The following is a 16076-nucleotide window of genomic DNA, read 5'->3' on the forward strand; positions in this document are numbered from 1 at the left end:
GGAGTGTCTGGTCTCGGCGGCCGTGTGACGGACCGCGGTGTCAGCTCGCCGGCACCGGGTCCGACGCAGCGGGCTGGGCCCCGGTGAGTTGGGCCCCGGTGAGTTGAGAGCGGTACAGCCGGGCGTAGGCGCCTCCCGCCGCCAGCAACCGGTCGTGCGTGCCCTGCTCGACGATCCGCCCCTCGTCCATCACGAGGATCACGTCGGCGTTCCTGACGGTCGACAGCCGGTGCGCGATGACGAACCCGGTGCGCCCGGCCCGCAGCGAGGTCATGGCCCGCTGCACCAGCACCTCGGTGCGGCTGTCGAGCGCGCTGGTGGCCTCGTCGAGCACCAGGATCGGGGGATCGGCCAGGAACGCGCGGGCGATGGTGACGAGCTGGCGCTCGCCCGCGCTCAGCCCCTCGCCGTCGTCGTCGACCACCGTGTCGTACCCGCCGGGCAGCGTGCGCACGAGGTGGTCGACGCCGGTGGCCCTGGCCACCTCGACGATCCGCTCACGCGGCACGTCGCCGGCGCCGTACGCGATGTTGTCGGCGATCGTGCCGTGCCGCAGCCAGGTGTCCTGCAGCACCATGCCGATCCTGGCGCGCAGCTCCTGCCTGGGCACCCGGGCGATGTCCACCCCGTCGACCGTGATCCGCCCGCCCGTGACGTCGTAGAAACGCATGAGCAGGTTGATCAGCGTGGTCTTGCCCGCGCCCGTCGGGCCGACGATCGCGACGGTCTGCCCCGGCTCCGCGACCAGGGACAGGTCCTCGATGAGGGGACGATCCGGTGCGTACCGGAACGAGACGGTCTCGAACGTCACCCGTCCCGTGGCCGTGGCCGGAAGGTGGACGGGGTCGGCGACGGGCTCCTCCTCGTCCTCGTCGAGCAGCTCGAAGATCCGGCCGGCCGAGGCGAGCACCGACTGCAGGAGGGTGGACATCGACGCGACCTGGTTGACCGGCTGCCCGAACTGCAGGCAGTACTGGATGAACGCCTGCACGTCGCCGATCGACAGCGCGCCGGCCGCCACCCGCAGGCCGCCGATCACCGCGACGAGCACGTAGTTGAGGTTCATGACGAGCGACATCGACGGGCCGATCAGGCTCGACAGCAGTTGCGCCCGGAACCCGGCGCGGAACACCGCGTCGTTGCGCTCGCCGAACTCCCGTACGGCCTGGCGCCGCCGGCCGAAGACCCCGACCAGGGCGTGCCCGGTGTAGGTCTCCTCGATGTGGGCGTTGAGCAGGCCCGTGGCGGCGAATTGCTCGGCGAACCTCGGCTGGGCCCGCCTGCCGACCACCCTGGCCGCCACGACGGACAGTGGCACCATGACGACCGAGACCAGGGCGAGCAGCGGCGAGGTCCACACCATCATCGCCAGCACGCCGACGAGCATGAGCAGCGCGGTGACCGCCACGGTGAGCACCTGCTGCAGCGTCTGGCCGACGTTGTCGACGTCATTGGTGGCGCGGGAGAGCACGTCGCCCCGCTGCCGCCCGTCGAAGTAGGCCAGCGGCAGCCGCGCGAGCTTGGCCTGGGTCCGCTCCCGCAGCCGGAAGACCAGCCGCTGCGCGATGGTCGCGGTCGCCCGCTGCTGGGCGAAGGAGAGGAGGAACGCGGCCAGATAGCAGGCGAGGGCGCTCAGCAGGACCCGGCCGGTCGCGGCGAAGTCCACCCGGTGGTGCCCGGACACGGCCGACAGCACCAGGTCGGTGGCCGCGCCGAGCAGCCGGGGGACCGCGACGGTCAGGGCCACGGCCGCTGCCGCGCAGGCCAGGGCGGCCACGGCGAGCGGGAGTTCGGGGCGGGCCGTCTCCAGCAGACGCCGTACGGCGCCTCGGTTCCGGGCTGTCATGCGGCCACCTCCTGGCCTGTCTGGGAGAAGACGATCTCGCGGTAGGCGGGGCACGAGGCCATCAGCTCCTCGTGGGTTCCCGACCCGGCGACGCGGCCCTCGTCGAGCACCACCAGCCGGTCGGCGTGCCGGGTCGAGGAGATCCGCTGGGCGACCAGGACGACGGCGACGTCACGGGTCTCCCGCGCCAGCGCGTCGGCGAGCGCCCGCTCGGTGACCGGGTCGAGCGCGGAGAACGGGTCGTCGAGCAGCAGCACCCGGGGGCGGGCGACCAGGGCCCGCGCCACCGTCAGGCGCTGCCGCTGGCCGCCGGACAGCGACGCGCCTCCCTGCCCGAGCGCCGTGTCCAGGCCCTCCGGCAGCGCCTCCACGAAGTCGCGCGCCTGCGCGACGTCCAGCGCGTGCCACAGCTCGGCGTCCGTCGCCTCGGGCCTGCCATACCTGAGGTTGCCGCCGATGGTGCCGGAGAACAGGTACGGCCGCTGCGGCACCAGCCCCACGACGCCGGCCGGCTCCTCCGGGGGCAGCGACGCGAGGTCCGTCCCGTCGAGGAGCACCCGCCCGCCGGTCGGATCGAGCAGCCGGGCCACGAGGTTGAGCAGGGTCGTCTTGCCCGAGGCGGTGGAGCCGACGACGGCGACGGTCTCGCCGGGGCGGACGAGGAGGTTCACGCCCCGCAGCACCGGTTCCTCGGCCCCCGGATAGCGCAGGTGCGCGTCGCGGACCTCGACCTCTCCCTTCCACGTCCGGCCCTGCCACATCCGGTCGGCGCCGGTCGGCGGCGCGTCCGGTTCCGTCCCGGTCTCCAGCACCTCGCGCACCCGCAGGGCGCAGACCCGGGCGCGCGGCGCGGCCAGGACGGTGAAGGTCGCGAGCAGGGCCGACCCCAGGATCACGGCCAGGTAGTTGAGGAACGCCACCAGCGAGCCCACCTGGGTGACGCCGTCGTCCACGAGGCGCCCGCCGTACCAGACCACCGCCACGCCGCACAGGTTGCCGATCAGCATCCCGGCGGGATACATCACCGCCGCCAGCCGCGCGGCGCGGACGGCGAAGCCCAGCAGCGCGCCGTTGACCTCGGCGAACCTGGCGCGTTCGCGGTCCTCGGCGGCGAACGCCCGGACGACCCGGACCCCGGCGATCTGCTCGCGCACCAGCCGGTTGACCTGGTCGACGCCGCGCTGCGTCGCCTGCGACAGCGGGGTGAGCCGGTGCAGGATCACCCACAGGACGGCCGACAGCGCGGGCAGCGCGACCAGCAGCAGCGTGGACAGGCGCAGGTCCTGCCGCAGCGCCATGACCACCCCGCCGAGGAAGATCATGGGCGTGGCGGCCAGGCCGGTCAGCCCCATGAAGACGAGCGTCTGCACCTGCTGCACGTCGCCGACCGTGCGGGTGATCAGGGACGGCACCCCGAAGCGGCCCACCTCGCGGGACGAGAACGACTGGACCTTCGCGTAGACGGCCGCGCGCAGGTCGTGAGCGACGGCGGCGGCGGTCCTGGCGGCGAGGACTCCCACCACGGCCGAGCACAGGACCTGTGCCAGCGTCCCGGCCACCATGACGCCGCCCAGACGCAGGATCAGCCCGGTGTCGCCGCGCAGCACGCCGTCGTCGATGAGCGCGGCGTTGACCGTGGGCAGCAGGAGGGCGGCGAGCGCCTGCGCGATCTGGAGCACGGCGATCAGGGAGACGGCGCCGCGACGGGAACGCAGACTGGAGCGGAGCAGGGAGCCCATCTCAGCCCCCGTACGGACGCGCCGCCCGCGCGTCGCGCAGGGCCCGGCCGAACCAGACGAGCTCGTCGAGCATGACCTTGGCGGCGCCCTCCGGGCCCGCCGCGTCCTTCGGCCAGTTCCCCTCCGCGTCGAACAGCGTCCAGGGGCTCTGGAAGGCGACGGAGTCGCGGATCGTCACCGCGTGCAGCTCCGCGAAGACCAGCCGGAGCTGCTCGACGGCCCGCAGGCCGCTGGACATGCCGCCGTAGCAGACGAACCCGACGGGCTTGGCCGCCCACTCCCGGTGGTAGCTGTCGATCATCAGTTTGAGCGCGGCGGGGAAGCTGCGGTTGTATTCCGGGGTCACGACGACGAAGGCGTCCGCCGCCTCCACGCGGGGCCGCAGCCCGGTCACCTCCTGCGGCCTCTCGCCGCCGAAGTGCCCGCGCAGCCCGTCGGGGAGCCGGGTCTCGGCCAGGTCGATCACGTCGAGCGCGACGTCGTCGCGCCGCTCCGCCTGACCGGCGAACCAGTTCGCGACGAGGGGCGCCACCCTCCCGTCCCGGACGCTACCGATGATCATCGCCACATTGAGCCGGTCTTCTCCGGACATGCTTCCTCCACGAGATGAGTACGTCGTACGCAACGCGTACAACGTACGCGCAGATGTGTACGGCGTACAAGTGGGAGTACGATGTACACACCGAACCGGGGAGGAACGCGACGATGGCCGGGAAGAAGACGGACGATGCGGACGACGGCGCCCAGGAGTCCATCTGGCAGCGGATGGAGCGTCCCGCCCGGCCTCCCCGCGCGGCGCTGACCCACGCGCAGATCGCGGCGGCGGCCGTGGAGATCGCCGACGCCGAGGGGCTCGACGCGGTCTCGATGCGCCGGCTGGCCGAGCGGCTCGGCGTCGCCACCATGGGCCTCTACCGCTATGTGCGCGGCAAGGACGACGTGATCGAGCTGATGGTGGACGCGGTCTACGCCGAGGAAGCGCGGGCCGGAGAGGGCGGGGACTGGCGGGAGGTCCTGCGCGTGTCCGCCCTGCGGCTGCGCGCTCTCACCCTGCGCCATCCCTGGCTGGTCGAGACCACGGCCCAGGCCGGGCCGCTGACCCCCAATTTCGTCGCGCGCACCGACCGGCTCCTCGCCTCGCTGGACGGTCTCGGTCTCGACGCCGACACGGCGATGACCGTGATCGGCACGGTCACCGCGTTCGTCACCGGGGCGACCACCGCCCGGATCAGGATGGTCAGGCTGATGCGCAAGGAGGGCGCGGAGAAGATGGACGACCTGCGCAGCCTCTATTCATCGAGAATGAAGTGGCTGCTGGAGTCGGGCCGCTATCCCGCGTTCGAGCGCTACATCCGCCAGGGCGTCAGGAAGGACGACGACGACTGGCAGTTCGAGCTGGGGCTGGACAGCGTCCTCGACGGCATCGCGGCCCGGCTGCCCATCTGAAAACGCGGCACCGCCATCATGGACGGCATCTGACCGGCGAGCGTGACACGGAGGACTCCCAGATGAGCAACGAGGTCCTGGACGCGGTTCGGGCGCTGCTGCCGAAGATCGCCGAACGGGCCCGGTCCACCGACGAGGACCGGCGGGTCCCGGCGGAGTCGATCAGTGAGCTGGCCCGGGCCGGAGTCTTCCGGATGCTGCAGCCCAAGAGGTACGGCGGCCTGGAAGGCGATCCGGTGAGCTTCTACGAGGTGGTCCGGGAGATCTCGGCGGTGTGCGGGTCCACCGGCTGGACCGTCGCCGTGCTCGGCGTGCACCCCTGGCAGCTCGCCCTGTTCGAGGAGGCCGCCCAGGACGAGGTGTGGGGAGGCGACCCGGACGCGCTGATCTCCTCGTCGTACGCGCCGGTCGGACGGCTCGTTCCCGTCGAGGGCGGCTATCGGCTGTCCGGCCGGTGGCGGTTCTCCTCGGGCTGCGAGCACGCGTCGTGGGCGATGCTGGGCGGCCTCGTCCTCGGCGACCAGGACAGGCCGGTGGACTTCATGACCGTGCTGGTGCCCCGCTCCGACTACCTCATCGCGGACGTGTGGGACGTCATAGGGCTGCGCGGCACGGGCAGCAACGACATCCTCGTCGAGGACGCCTTCGTGCCCGCCCACCGCGTGATGCGCAACCACGAGATGGCGCAGCTGCGCGGCCCCGGCCAGAAGGTGAACACCGGCCCGCTCTTCCGCATCCCGTTCGGCACCGTGTTCACCACCACGATCACCGCCCCGGTCATCGGGATGGCCGCCGGCTGCTACCGGTCGTACGTGAGCGCGATGCGCGACCGCGTACGGCTCAGCCTGGGCGGCGCCCGGTTCACCGAGGACCAGTTCGCGCAGGTCGCCGTCGCCCGGGCGGCGTCGGAGATCGACGCGGCGATCCTGCAGACCGACCGCAACGTGCGGGAGGTGTACGAGCACGCGGTGCGGGGCGAGACGATCCCGGCCGAGCTGCGGCTGCGGGCGCGCAGGGACCAGGTGCGCGCCACCGAGCGGGCGCTGGAGGCGATCGACATCCTGTTCAAGACCGCCGGGGGCAACTCTCTCAGCCGGGGCAACCCCATCGAGAGGGCCTGGCGCGACGCCCACGCGGGCAGCGTCCACGTGGCCAACGACGTGGAGCGGGCCCTCGCGATGTACGGCAAGGGCGAGTTCGGCCTGACGGTCGAGGACAACCTGATCTGAACCGCCGGAGACGACGGCGCCCGCTCGTCCCACCGAGTGGCACGGACCGTTGGCAGGCAACTGTTCACCGCCGTGATGGCCCGGGATCGGTCTCGGGCCATACGCTGCAGACGTGGCGCTGGAGATCCTCACGTTCCTTTTCGCGGGGTTCGGGCTCGGCTCGATGGTGCTCGCGGCCCGGTCGGTCCCGTCGGCCCCCGGTGCGCTCGTACGCCGGCGTCCCCCGGTCTGGGGATCGGCGCTCCTCGTGGGCGGTTGCGTGATCATGGCGCTCGCCGCGTGGTCCACGCACGAAGACGTGCACTACGACGACTTCGGATCGGCCGTGACCCTGCTGGTGACCATAGTGGGCGGTGCCCTGGTCCTTCTCGGCCTGGGCCCCTTCCTCGCACTGCTGCTGGGGGTCGCGGGGCGATGGTCCGTTCTCGCGCGTGATCGTGCCCGGACAGTGCCCTGGATCGCGGCGACGATGTCCGCCACGGCCCTCGCGGTCACGGTGGTGATCGTGGCGGCCGCCGCGACGTCACAGAACAGGGCCGACTACAGACCCGAGGCCCGGCCCGGCGCCCTCCTCGTACGCTACTTCTCCGAGGCGGACGCGCCGGCCGCGCTCGCGGCCGTGCGGCGCGAACTGCCGGGTGTTCCCGTCGTCCAGACCTACCGCCACCGGGAGATCCGGCCCTACAGCCTGCACGCCGACGGCGCGGATCTGCCGGAGCAGGACGGCTTCGTCACATCCGGCGTCATCGGCGACGGCGCACTGCTCCGCTATCTCACCGGAGACCCGTCGACGCCCTACGAGGAGAACACGGCCGTGGTGGTCACGACCGGCGACGCCGAGGTCGCCTCCATGACGATCGAGTACAGCCTCTTCGGCCAGGATGACGACACGGCACCGGTGGTCAAGCAGGTCCCCGCGGTCGTCGTCAGGCCCGCCGATCCTTCGGTGGAGGAGGTCTTCCTTCCGGCCAAGGTCTTCCGGGGCCTCGGCCAGGACCTCAGACCTGATGCGCTGATCGTCGATCCCTCCGTGCACTCCACTTCCGTGACCGAGCAGCGGCGGCTGGACCGGTCGCTCGGCGGCGTGGCGCAGACATACGTCGAACGGGGGTACCAGCCTCCGTCCGACTGGCGGATCGTCGTCGTGGCCGCGGTCGTCGTCGCGCTCGCGGGCGCGCTGGCCGCGGCCGGAGGCTCGGACGCGCGGTCGTGGCAGGCCGCCGCGCGCCGTGCGGCGCTGGCCGCCGCCATCGGCACGGCGGTGGGTGTGGCCGCAGGATGCCTCGCCGGCCTGCTCCTGGCGTGGCCGGTCACGACCTCCTCCGCGTGGGAGCCGCCGCCCCGGGCGGGATTCGCCACGCCGTGGCCGTGGATCGCCGCCCTGGCCGCCGGCCTGCCCGTGCTCGCTGCGGCCGTCGCCGCCCCGGTCTTCACTGCGCGCGTGCGACGTTCCGCACGCCGGTGACGCTCCCGTACTGACGCAAAATCCAGGTTAAGTCCTGGCCACTATCTTCCCCTCTCGCCCAAAATTCGTTATAACAACATAACGATGTAACGACGCCCGGTCGGCGGCGGCGTACAGCGGGGAGGAGGCGACCCCCTTGAGAACTGTCGGAGCGATCTCACTAGGTGCCGTGCTGGCGCTCGCGCTGGCCGGATGCGGCGGCTCGGGTGATTCCGGAGCGGCCGGCGGCCCGCAGACGATTTCATTCCTTACCCATTGGGGACCCGAGCAGGTGACGGCGCTCAAGGCCGCAGCCGCCGCGTTCCACACCAAAAATCCCGATGTCACCGTCGACATCCGGCCGGTTCCGTTCGCCAATCTGCTCAGCACGCTGAGGACGCAGGGCTCGAGCCCGAACGGTCCCACCATCGCGGGCATCTACGACCTCTGGCTTCCCGAACTGGTGCGGGACGGTCTCGCCGCCTCCGCCCCCTCGGGGGCGGCAGCGGACGTCAAGGCGGGCTGGCCGGGCAACATGGTCGACGACGTCACCAAGCAGGGCCAGGTGCGCGGCTATCCGAACGAGGTCGACCTCTACGCGCTCAACTACAACAAGAAGCTGTTCGCCGAGGCGGGCATCCCCGCGCCGCCCAAGACCTGGGACGAGCTGGTGGCCGACGCCGCCAAGCTGACCAAGCGCGACGGCGACAAGGTGACGCAGCAGGGCCTCGGCGTGATCACGAGCTGGGCTTCGGGCGCCGTCCACCCCTGGCTGTCGCTGGTGAACTCCAACGGCGGGCAACTGCTCGACGGCAGCACTCCCAAGCTGGACGACCCGAAGGTCGTGGCCGCCGCGCAGCTCTACGCGGACCTCGTCAAGAGCGGGGCCACCCAGCCGTCCATGAGCAGCGCCAACGCCAACACGACCGGGCCGTACCTCGACAACTTCGTCAACGGGAAGACCGGCATGATCATCATGGCGAACTGGTGGCAGAGTTCGCTCAAGCAGGCGATGGGCGACCGCTACTCCGACATCGGCGTGGCGCCGGTGCCGGTCGGCCCGGACGGCACGGCGTCGGCGGGCGTGTCCTACTCCTGGCTGACGATGGTGAACGGCAAGGCCTCGCCGGCCAAGCAGGACGCGGCGTGGAAGTTCCTCCAGTTCCTCAACGGACCCGACAGCGGCAAGGGCGGATCGTCCGCGATGGGCGACATCCTGATGTCGATGGGCATCCTGCCCAGCAGGACCAGTGACCTCACGGCGCACAAGGCCGACCTGTCCGACCCGTTCATCGCGGCGTACGTCGCGGAGTTGCCGAACGCCAAGCCCTTCCCGACCGTGCTGGGCGGCGAGGCCATGAGCCAGGCCGTGCAGAAGCACATCGAGAACATCGTGTTCGGCAAGGAGACCGCGCAGCAGGCGATGACCGCGGCGCAGAACGAGGTCGCCGCCATCCTCGCCAAGGCCGGGGCATGACGGTCCAGACGTCCCACACCGCTAGGCGGGGGGCGGCGATCGCCTTCCTCTCGCCGGCGATGGCGGTCATCGTCCTGTTCGTCGCCGTGCCGATCGCCCTGACGTTCTGGATCAGCCTGCACGACTGGTCGATGTACACGCCGCTGTCGCAGATGACGTGGCGGGGCCTGGGCAACTACGCGGACCTGCTGCACAGCGACGACTTCCTGAACGCGCTCGAAAACACCCTGGTGTACGTCGTGATCGTCCTGGTGACGACGGTTCCGCTGGCCCTGGCGCTCGGGATGCTGCTCTACTTCCCCAAGATGGCGGGCAAGGGGGTGGCGCGGGCCGCTCTGTTCTCGACCTACGTGATCCCCACGGTGGCCATCGCGATCGTCTGGGGAGCGCTCTACGCGCCCGACTACGGCCCGCTCTCGCAGGCGCTCGGCGCTGTCGGGATCGATTCGCCCGCCTGGCTGAGCGACCCCCAGACGGCGCTGCTCTCCCTGGGCGTCTTCCACGTCTGGCAGATGACCGGTTACTACACGATCCTGGTCATCGCGGGGCTCACCCAGATCCCCGACGACGTGTACGAGGCGGCCCGCATCGACGGCGCCGGCTTCTGGCGGCAGACGTTCAGCGTCACGCTGCCCCTGCTCCGCCGTACGACGACGTTCATCGTGCTGATCGCCGCGATCAACGCGATCCAGGTCTTCGACCCCGTCTACATCCTCACCCAGGGCGGGCCGGCCGAGAGCACCACGGTCCTGTCGTACGCGATCCAGCGGGCGGCGTTCCAGAACGGGATGGCGGGCCAGGCGAGCGCGATGGCCTTCAGCCTGCTGCTCGTGCTGGTGGCCGTCGCGGGCGTCGTCCTCGCGGCGATGCGCCGGAGGACGGCGGCGGAGGGACGGTCATGAGGCGGACGGTACGCGCGGCCACGGCTCTCGCCTTCGGGCTGGTCATCCTGGTGCCGCTGTTCCCCCTGTACTGGATGGTCATCTCGGCCCTGAAGGGTCCGGAAGAGCTCCAGAAGGCGCCGCCGACCTGGTTCCCGTCCCACGTGACGCTCTCCGCGTTCGGCGAGGTCTTCAAGGCCGTCCCCTTCGGCAGCGCCTTCCTCAACAGCGTCCTGATCGCCGGGGTCTCCACGCTGTCGGTCCTGGTGACCAGCGTCATGGCGGGCTTCGTGTTCGCGAAGTACCGATTCCGGGGCCGCGACCTGCTCTTCTGGTCGGTCGTCGCCACGATGTTCCTGCCGCCGATCGTGACCCTGGTGCCGTTGTACTGGCTGGTCTCCACGATGGGCCTGGCCGACTCCTACCTGGGCGTGATGCTGCCCTGGCTGGCCAACGCCTTCGGCATCTTCCTGATGCGGCAGTTCATCGCGGACGTTCCCGAGGAGCTGATCGAGGCCGCCCGGCTGGATGGCGCCTCGGAGGCGCGCATCGTCTGGCAGATCGTCACGCCGTTGCTGCGCCCCGCGCTGGTCAGCCTCGCGATCTTCGCCTTCGTCTTCTACTGGAACAACTTCCTGTGGCCGCTGTCGATCCTGCAATCGGACGACAAGTTCCCCGTCGTCCTCGCGCTGAGCCGACTGCTGTCCTACAGCACGAGCGTGCAGTACCAGAACGTGGTCATGGCCGGAGCGCTGATCGCCAGCGTGCCCACGATCGTGGTGTTCCTGCTCGCCCAGCGCGTGTTCGTGCAGAGCATCTCCCGGACGGGGGTGAAGGGATGACGACGTTCGTCGGCATCGACGTCGGCGGCACCTCCGTACGGGTCCTGGCCGAGACGCCGGACGGACGCGGCGAGCTGGTCACGGCTCCGGTGGCCGGCTCCTACGACGCGTTCCTCACCCAGGTGACCGGGCTCTGCGCGGGAACGGCACGACCGGCGGGAGTCGGGGTCGGCCTGCCGGGGACCTCCGGCGAGAGCGGGCCGCTGTTCGTCCCCGCGCTGCCGTGGCTGGAGGGCCGTCCGCTGCGGGAGGACCTGGAGGCGCGCCTCGACGCGCCGGTGCGGCTCGGCCTGGACGGCCACCTCACCCTGCTCGCCGAGGCCGCGGAAGGCGCGGCCAAGGGGGTCGGGTCCGCCGTTCTGCTGGCCGTCGGGACCGGCATCGGCGGCGCCCTCCTGATCGACGGCAGGATCTGGCGTGGGGTCCACGGCAGCGCCGGATCGTGGGGCTGGTTGCCGGCCGGCATGCCGGACGACCCGGTTCACGATTCGGCGCACGGCCCGTTCGAGCAGGCCGCCTCCGGCTCCTCGCTGCGCGACGGCCCCGCCCTGGTGGCGGCGGCCCGCGCGGGGGACGAGCGGGCACGCGCCGCGCTCGACGCGTACGCCGCCCGCCTCGGCAGGGGAGTCGCGGCTGTCGCCAGCACGATCGATCCCGAGATCATTCTCATCGGCGGCGGGCTGGCCGACGCGATGGACGTCCTCGGCCCTCCGCTGCAGCGGCATGTCGCGAGGTTCGCCTCACCCGACGGCCGCCGGGTGCCCGTGCGGCCAGCCGCCCTGGGCTCCCGGGCGGGCGTCGTGGGGGCACTCCTCATCGCCAGAACGGAGGAATGGTGATCGTCAACAGGCTGGACCCCACTTCCGGAGTGCCTCTCTACCTGCAGGTCGAACGGAGCCTGCAGCAACGCGTCGACGTCGGCGAGTGGGTGCCCGGCGAGCGGCTGCCGACCGAGGAGGAGCTGGGCAAGGCGTACGGCGTGAGCCGCGTCACGGTCCGGCAGGCGGTGGCCCGGCTGGTCGACCGCGGGGTGCTGGTCCGGGAACAGGGCCGGGGCACCTTCGTCCGCGACACGAGCCTGACCGCCGGCGCACGGTGGGTCACGTCCTTCACCGCCGAGCTCGCGCAGCTCGGCCACAGCGCGGGCTCGCGGGTCCTCGGCCAGACGGTCGTCACGGCGGGCGAGGAGGATCTGCCCCCCGAGATGCAGTTGCCGGCCGACGCCCGGATGCTGCGGCTGCGCAGGCTCAGGACCGACGGCTCCCGGCCGGTGGGCGTGCAGACCGCGCTCCTCCCGCTCGACCGGTTTCCGGGTCTCGCCGACATCGACTTCACCGACCGGTCGCTCTACCGCACCCTCAACGAGCGCTACGGGCTGGTCCCGCGCGAGGCCGTCGAGACCTTCACGGTCGGCGGCGTGCTCGACGAGGACGCCACGACCTTAGGAGTGGCCCCGGGCGCCCACGCGTTCTACGTCGAACGCCTCACCTTCGACGCCCATGGCCCGTTCGAACACGTACGCAGCGTCATGCGCGGTGACCGATACCGCGTGCGACTGGCGTTGCGGACCTCATGAAAGGAACTCCCGTGAGTTACACCCGAACCCTGATGTCCATCCTTGACCGGCTCGACTCCACGCAGGAGGAGGCCCTGGCGACCGTGGCCGAGCGCTGCGCGGACGCCATCCAGAACGGCGGCCTGATCCACCTGTTCGGCAGCGGCCACTCGGTGATCCCCACCATGGACGCCTTCCCCAGGTACGGCAGCTTCGCGGGCATCCACCCGCTCACCGATCCCCGGCTGATGTGGCACAACGTGCTGGGGCCGGGCGGTGTGCGCGAACTGCTCTGGCTGGAGCGCACCGAGGGGTACATCAAGCAGTACCTGGACCACGAGCCGCTCGCCTCCGGCGACGTGATGGTGGTCTACAGCCACGGCGGCAGGAACGCGGCGCCCGTCGAGGCGGCCATGTACGCCGCCGAGCGCGGCCTGTTCACCGTCGCGGTCACCTCGGTGGCCAACCTCGAACGCCCGGCCGAGCACTCCAGCGGCCGGCGGATCGCGGAGATCTGCGACGTCACGATCGACACCGGCGTGCCGGTGCAGGACGCCATCATCGAGGTGGACGGCTGGGACCGTCCGACAGGAGGCGCCTCGACGGTGGTGGCCAGCGTGGTCAGCCACGAGATCGTCACCCGGACGGCCGCCGTGCTCGCCGGCCGGGGCGTCGTGGTGCCGACGTTCGTCTCCCCGACCGTGCCCGGGGCCACCGTGTCGTCGAACGACGAGGTGTTCGCCGACCACCAGCGCCGCCTGCACGCTGCCGAGGGCCGCGACCGGCGGTGAGGTGACGGCCGACGGCCGACGGCCGACGTCTGATGGCCGATGTCCGAGGGCCTGATCGCCGTAGCCGGTGGTCAGGCCCTTCCTCATTCGAGCAGTTCGACCGCGTGCGCGAACTGCTCCACGGGTCTCCAGAACGGCAGCCGCAGCCGGGAACGCTGCGCGTTCGAGGGGGAGAAGGCCGGGCCGGCGGTGACCAGCACGCCCTTCTCGCGTGCCCGTCCGGCCAGGGCGACGGCGTCGGTTCCGGTGTCGATCCACAGGGCCGTGCCGCCGTGCGGCGGCGTCCACCGCCACGCCGGGCGTCGTTCCGCCAGGACCGCCGCCGCCTCGGCGAGATGGGCGCGCAGGCGCCGGGAGCGCTCCCGCCGGGCCCGGTCGGCCTGCGCCAGGAGTTCGGCGGTCACCATCTGGTCGAGCACCGGAGCCGCCAGGTCCAGTGCCGCCTTGGTTTGCGTCAACCGCGTGATCATCGGACGCTCCGCGCGGATCCACCCGACCCGCAGCCCGCCCCAGAGCAGTTTGGACGCGGTGCCGATGCGGACCACCGAGCCGGGATCCGCCGGCTCGGGCAGCGGGGGCCGCACCCCGCGGTCGTCGAGGACGAGGTCGGCGCAGGATCGGTCCTCGATCGTCAGCACGCCGTGCCTGCCGACGATCTCACTGAGCCGCTCCCGGCCCGCCGCCGGCCAGCTGATCCCGGTGGGGTTGTGCGCCGCGGGCTGGCAGTAGAGGAGGGCGGCCCGATGCGCGACCCGTTCGAGGTGGTCGAGATCGAGGCCGTCCTGCCGTACGGGCACCCCCGTCAGCCGCGCCCCGGCCGTACGGAACGCCTCGATCGCGCCCCGGTAGCCCGGCTCCTCGACCAGGACCTCGTCTCCCGGCGCGACCAGGGACGACGCGCACAACCAGACGGCCTGCTGGGAGCCGGAGGTGACGAGGATCTGGTCGGGCGCGGTGGGCAGCCCCTGCACGGTGTACTGCTCGGCCACGACCGTGCGGAGACGGGGCAGCCCCGCGGCGTAGTAGCCGTCGTCCGCGAGATAGACGTCGAGCTCGCGCAGGTCGACCGCCGACACGGCGTCGCGCACCAGCGACAGGGCGGGCAGGGCGCCGCTGGAAAGGTCCAGCTCGACGGGGCGGCGGGTGCGGCCGAAGGACGCCAGCCGTCCCTCGACGACGTGATCCCCTCCCGCGCCGCGGCCGCGCCGCACGCGCGACCCGGACCCCTGCCGGGAGGTCAGCCGCCCCCGCGCGGCCAGCTCCGCGTACGCCTCGGCGACGGTCCCGCGGGAGACCCCGAGCGCGGCGGCCAGCGCGCGTTGCGGCGGCAGCGCGGCCCCCTCGACCAGCACGTTTCCGGCGATCAGTTCGGCGAGCGCGCCGGCGAGCGCGTGCGGCAGCGGCACGTCCTCCGTCCGCCACCCGCCGATCAGGCGGGCCAACGCGGCGCTGTCGACATGTTCCGCACGTGCCATGGACCAATTCTGCGTGATTGGCCTGGCCGATGCCGCGACGGGCGGACATCCTCGACCGTACGCGCAGGTCGACGACGACAGGGAGGTCGCGGTGGCGACGGTGGTGCTGCTGGGAACGCTGGACACCAAGACCGAGGAGTATCGCTGGGTCCGCGATCAACTGCGCGACGCGGGCTGCGACGTGCTTTTGATCAACGTCGGCACCTTCGCCCACGGGGCGGAGCTCGCCGACATCGGTGCGGACGAGGTGGCGCGGGCGGCGGGCGCCGAGCTCGACCGGCTCCGCGACGCCGGTGACCGCGGCGCCGCGATGGACGCGATGGCGACCGGCGCCGCCGTGATCGTCCGGCGGCTGCTCGACGAGGGGCGTCTCGACGGGCTGCTCGCGATCGGCGGCTCCGGCGGCTCGTCGGTCGCCGCCCGGGCGCTCCAGGCCCTGCCCGTCGGAGTGCCCAAGCTGCTGGTCTCGACGATGGCCTCGGGCGACGTCCGCCCCTACGTCGGAGACGTGGACGTCACCCTCATGTACTCCGTCGTGGACATCTCCGGCATCAACCGGCTCTCGCGGGCGGTCCTCGGCAACGCCGCCGCCGCGGTGGCCGGCATGGCCCAGCGGTACGCGCGGGTCCGCGGCGAGAGCGGGGACGACATCGGCGACGAGCGCAAGCTCGTGGCCGCCACGATGTTCGGGCTCACCACGCCCGCCGTCGACGAGGCCCGCGACGAACTGACCGGCCTCGGATACGAAGTGCTGGTCTTCCACGCCACGGGATCCGGCGGGCGGGCGATGGAGGCCCTCGCCGCCTCCGGCATGCTCGACGGCGTCCTCGACCTGACCACCACCGAACTGGCCGACGACCTCGTCGGAGGGGTGCTCACCGCCGGCCCCGACCGGCTGGAGGCGGCCGGGCGGGCCGGCATCCCGCAGGTGGTCAGCGTCGGCGCGCTCGACATGGTCAACTTCGGGCCCCGGGACACCGTCCCGGAAAGGTTCGCGGACCGGAGGTTCCTGGTGCACAACCCCACGGTCACCCTCATGCGGACCACCCGCGACGAGATGGCGGCGCTGGGCGCCAGGATCGGCGACAAGCTCCGCCGCGCCACCGGGCCCGTGGAGGTCTACCTGCCGGCGAAGGGCGTCTCCGGGATCGACGTCGAAGGCGGGCCCTTCGCCGACCCCGACGCCGACGCCGCCTGCTTCACCGCGCTGCGGGACGCACTGAAGGACACCGGCGTCCCCGTCCACGACGTAGACGCCGCCATCAACGATCCGGGCTTCGGCCGGACCGCGGCGCAAGCCCTGCACCGCCTCATCAGTGCGTCCGATTTCGCACGCCGAACTGGAGAATGA

At 71.9% G+C, this 16076-nt stretch carries 14 protein-coding genes; 10 read left to right on the forward strand and 4 right to left on the reverse strand.

Annotated features, from left to right (window positions below):
* Nucleotides 1-40 precede the first annotated feature (40 nt).
* From FLX07_RS12150 to FLX07_RS12160, 3 genes are read right to left on the reverse strand one after another with little or no spacing between them, the layout of a single operon-like run.
* The gene (locus FLX07_RS12150; protein ID WP_142570735.1) at nucleotides 41-1846 is read right to left on the reverse strand and encodes an ABC transporter ATP-binding protein; all 1806 of its coding nucleotides are present in this window, start codon (nucleotides 1844-1846) and stop codon (nucleotides 41-43) included.
* Nucleotides 1843-3585: an ABC transporter ATP-binding protein gene (locus tag FLX07_RS12155; RefSeq protein WP_142570737.1), complete on the reverse strand. Its 1743-nt coding sequence runs from the start codon at nucleotides 3583-3585 to the stop codon at nucleotides 1843-1845. The genes FLX07_RS12150 and FLX07_RS12155 overlap by 4 nt, the downstream gene beginning before the upstream one ends.
* 1 nt (nucleotide 3586) lies before the next feature.
* Entirely contained in the window at nucleotides 3587-4177 is a 591-nt protein-coding gene (locus FLX07_RS12160) for an NADPH-dependent FMN reductase (protein ID WP_142570739.1), read from the reverse strand.
* Nucleotides 4178-4290: 113 nt separating this feature from the next.
* Here FLX07_RS12160 and FLX07_RS12165 point away from each other — a divergent pair, with 113 nt between their 5' ends.
* From FLX07_RS12165 to FLX07_RS12205, 9 genes are all read left to right on the forward strand, one after another.
* Nucleotides 4291-5031, forward strand: a complete 741-nt coding sequence (locus FLX07_RS12165) for a TetR/AcrR family transcriptional regulator (protein ID WP_142570741.1) — start codon at nucleotides 4291-4293, stop codon at nucleotides 5029-5031.
* Nucleotides 5032-5093: 62 nt separating this feature from the next.
* Complete coding sequence (hsaA, locus tag FLX07_RS12170) at nucleotides 5094-6260, forward strand: 3-hydroxy-9,10-secoandrosta-1,3,5(10)-triene-9,17-dione monooxygenase oxygenase subunit (RefSeq protein ID WP_142570744.1); 1167 nt, start codon at nucleotides 5094-5096, stop codon at nucleotides 6258-6260.
* A gap of 112 nt (nucleotides 6261-6372) precedes the next feature.
* Complete coding sequence (locus FLX07_RS12175; RefSeq protein ID WP_142570746.1) at nucleotides 6373-7725, forward strand: hypothetical protein; 1353 nt, start codon at nucleotides 6373-6375, stop codon at nucleotides 7723-7725.
* Nucleotides 7726-7861: 136 nt separating this feature from the next.
* Nucleotides 7862-9181, forward strand: coding sequence for an extracellular solute-binding protein (locus FLX07_RS12180; RefSeq protein ID WP_208762178.1), 1320 nt, complete (start codon nucleotides 7862-7864; stop codon nucleotides 9179-9181).
* Nucleotides 9178-10083, forward strand: coding sequence for a carbohydrate ABC transporter permease (locus tag FLX07_RS12185; RefSeq protein WP_142570748.1), 906 nt, complete (start codon nucleotides 9178-9180; stop codon nucleotides 10081-10083). Before FLX07_RS12180 ends, FLX07_RS12185 begins: the two co-directional genes overlap by 4 nt.
* Entirely contained in the window at nucleotides 10080-10904 is an 825-nt protein-coding gene (locus tag FLX07_RS12190; protein WP_142570750.1) for a carbohydrate ABC transporter permease, read from the forward strand. The genes FLX07_RS12185 and FLX07_RS12190 overlap by 4 nt, the downstream gene beginning before the upstream one ends.
* Entirely contained in the window at nucleotides 10901-11743 is an 843-nt protein-coding gene (locus tag FLX07_RS12195; RefSeq protein ID WP_142570752.1) for an ROK family protein, read from the forward strand. Before FLX07_RS12190 ends, FLX07_RS12195 begins: the two co-directional genes overlap by 4 nt.
* Entirely contained in the window at nucleotides 11737-12480 is a 744-nt protein-coding gene (locus tag FLX07_RS12200; protein ID WP_142570754.1) for a GntR family transcriptional regulator, read from the forward strand. The genes FLX07_RS12195 and FLX07_RS12200 overlap by 7 nt, the downstream gene beginning before the upstream one ends.
* 11 nt (nucleotides 12481-12491) lie before the next feature.
* Nucleotides 12492-13250, forward strand: a complete 759-nt coding sequence (locus FLX07_RS12205; RefSeq protein ID WP_208762179.1) for a sugar isomerase domain-containing protein — start codon at nucleotides 12492-12494, stop codon at nucleotides 13248-13250.
* Between the two features lie 83 nt (nucleotides 13251-13333).
* On the opposite strand, the gene FLX07_RS12210 is transcribed toward FLX07_RS12205, so the two are convergent.
* Nucleotides 13334-14725 (reverse strand): aminotransferase-like domain-containing protein, encoded by a 1392-nt coding sequence (locus FLX07_RS12210; RefSeq protein WP_142570758.1) that lies wholly within the window; start codon nucleotides 14723-14725, stop codon nucleotides 13334-13336.
* Between the two features lie 13 nt (nucleotides 14726-14738).
* On the opposite strand from FLX07_RS12210, the gene FLX07_RS12215 reads away from it, so the two are divergent.
* Nucleotides 14739-16076, forward strand: a complete 1338-nt coding sequence (locus FLX07_RS12215) for a Tm-1-like ATP-binding domain-containing protein (RefSeq protein WP_229689573.1) — start codon at nucleotides 14739-14741, stop codon at nucleotides 16074-16076.

This window comes from Microbispora bryophytorum (assembly GCF_006874465.1).
Lineage (GTDB): Bacteria > Actinomycetota > Actinomycetes > Streptosporangiales > Streptosporangiaceae > Microbispora > Microbispora bryophytorum.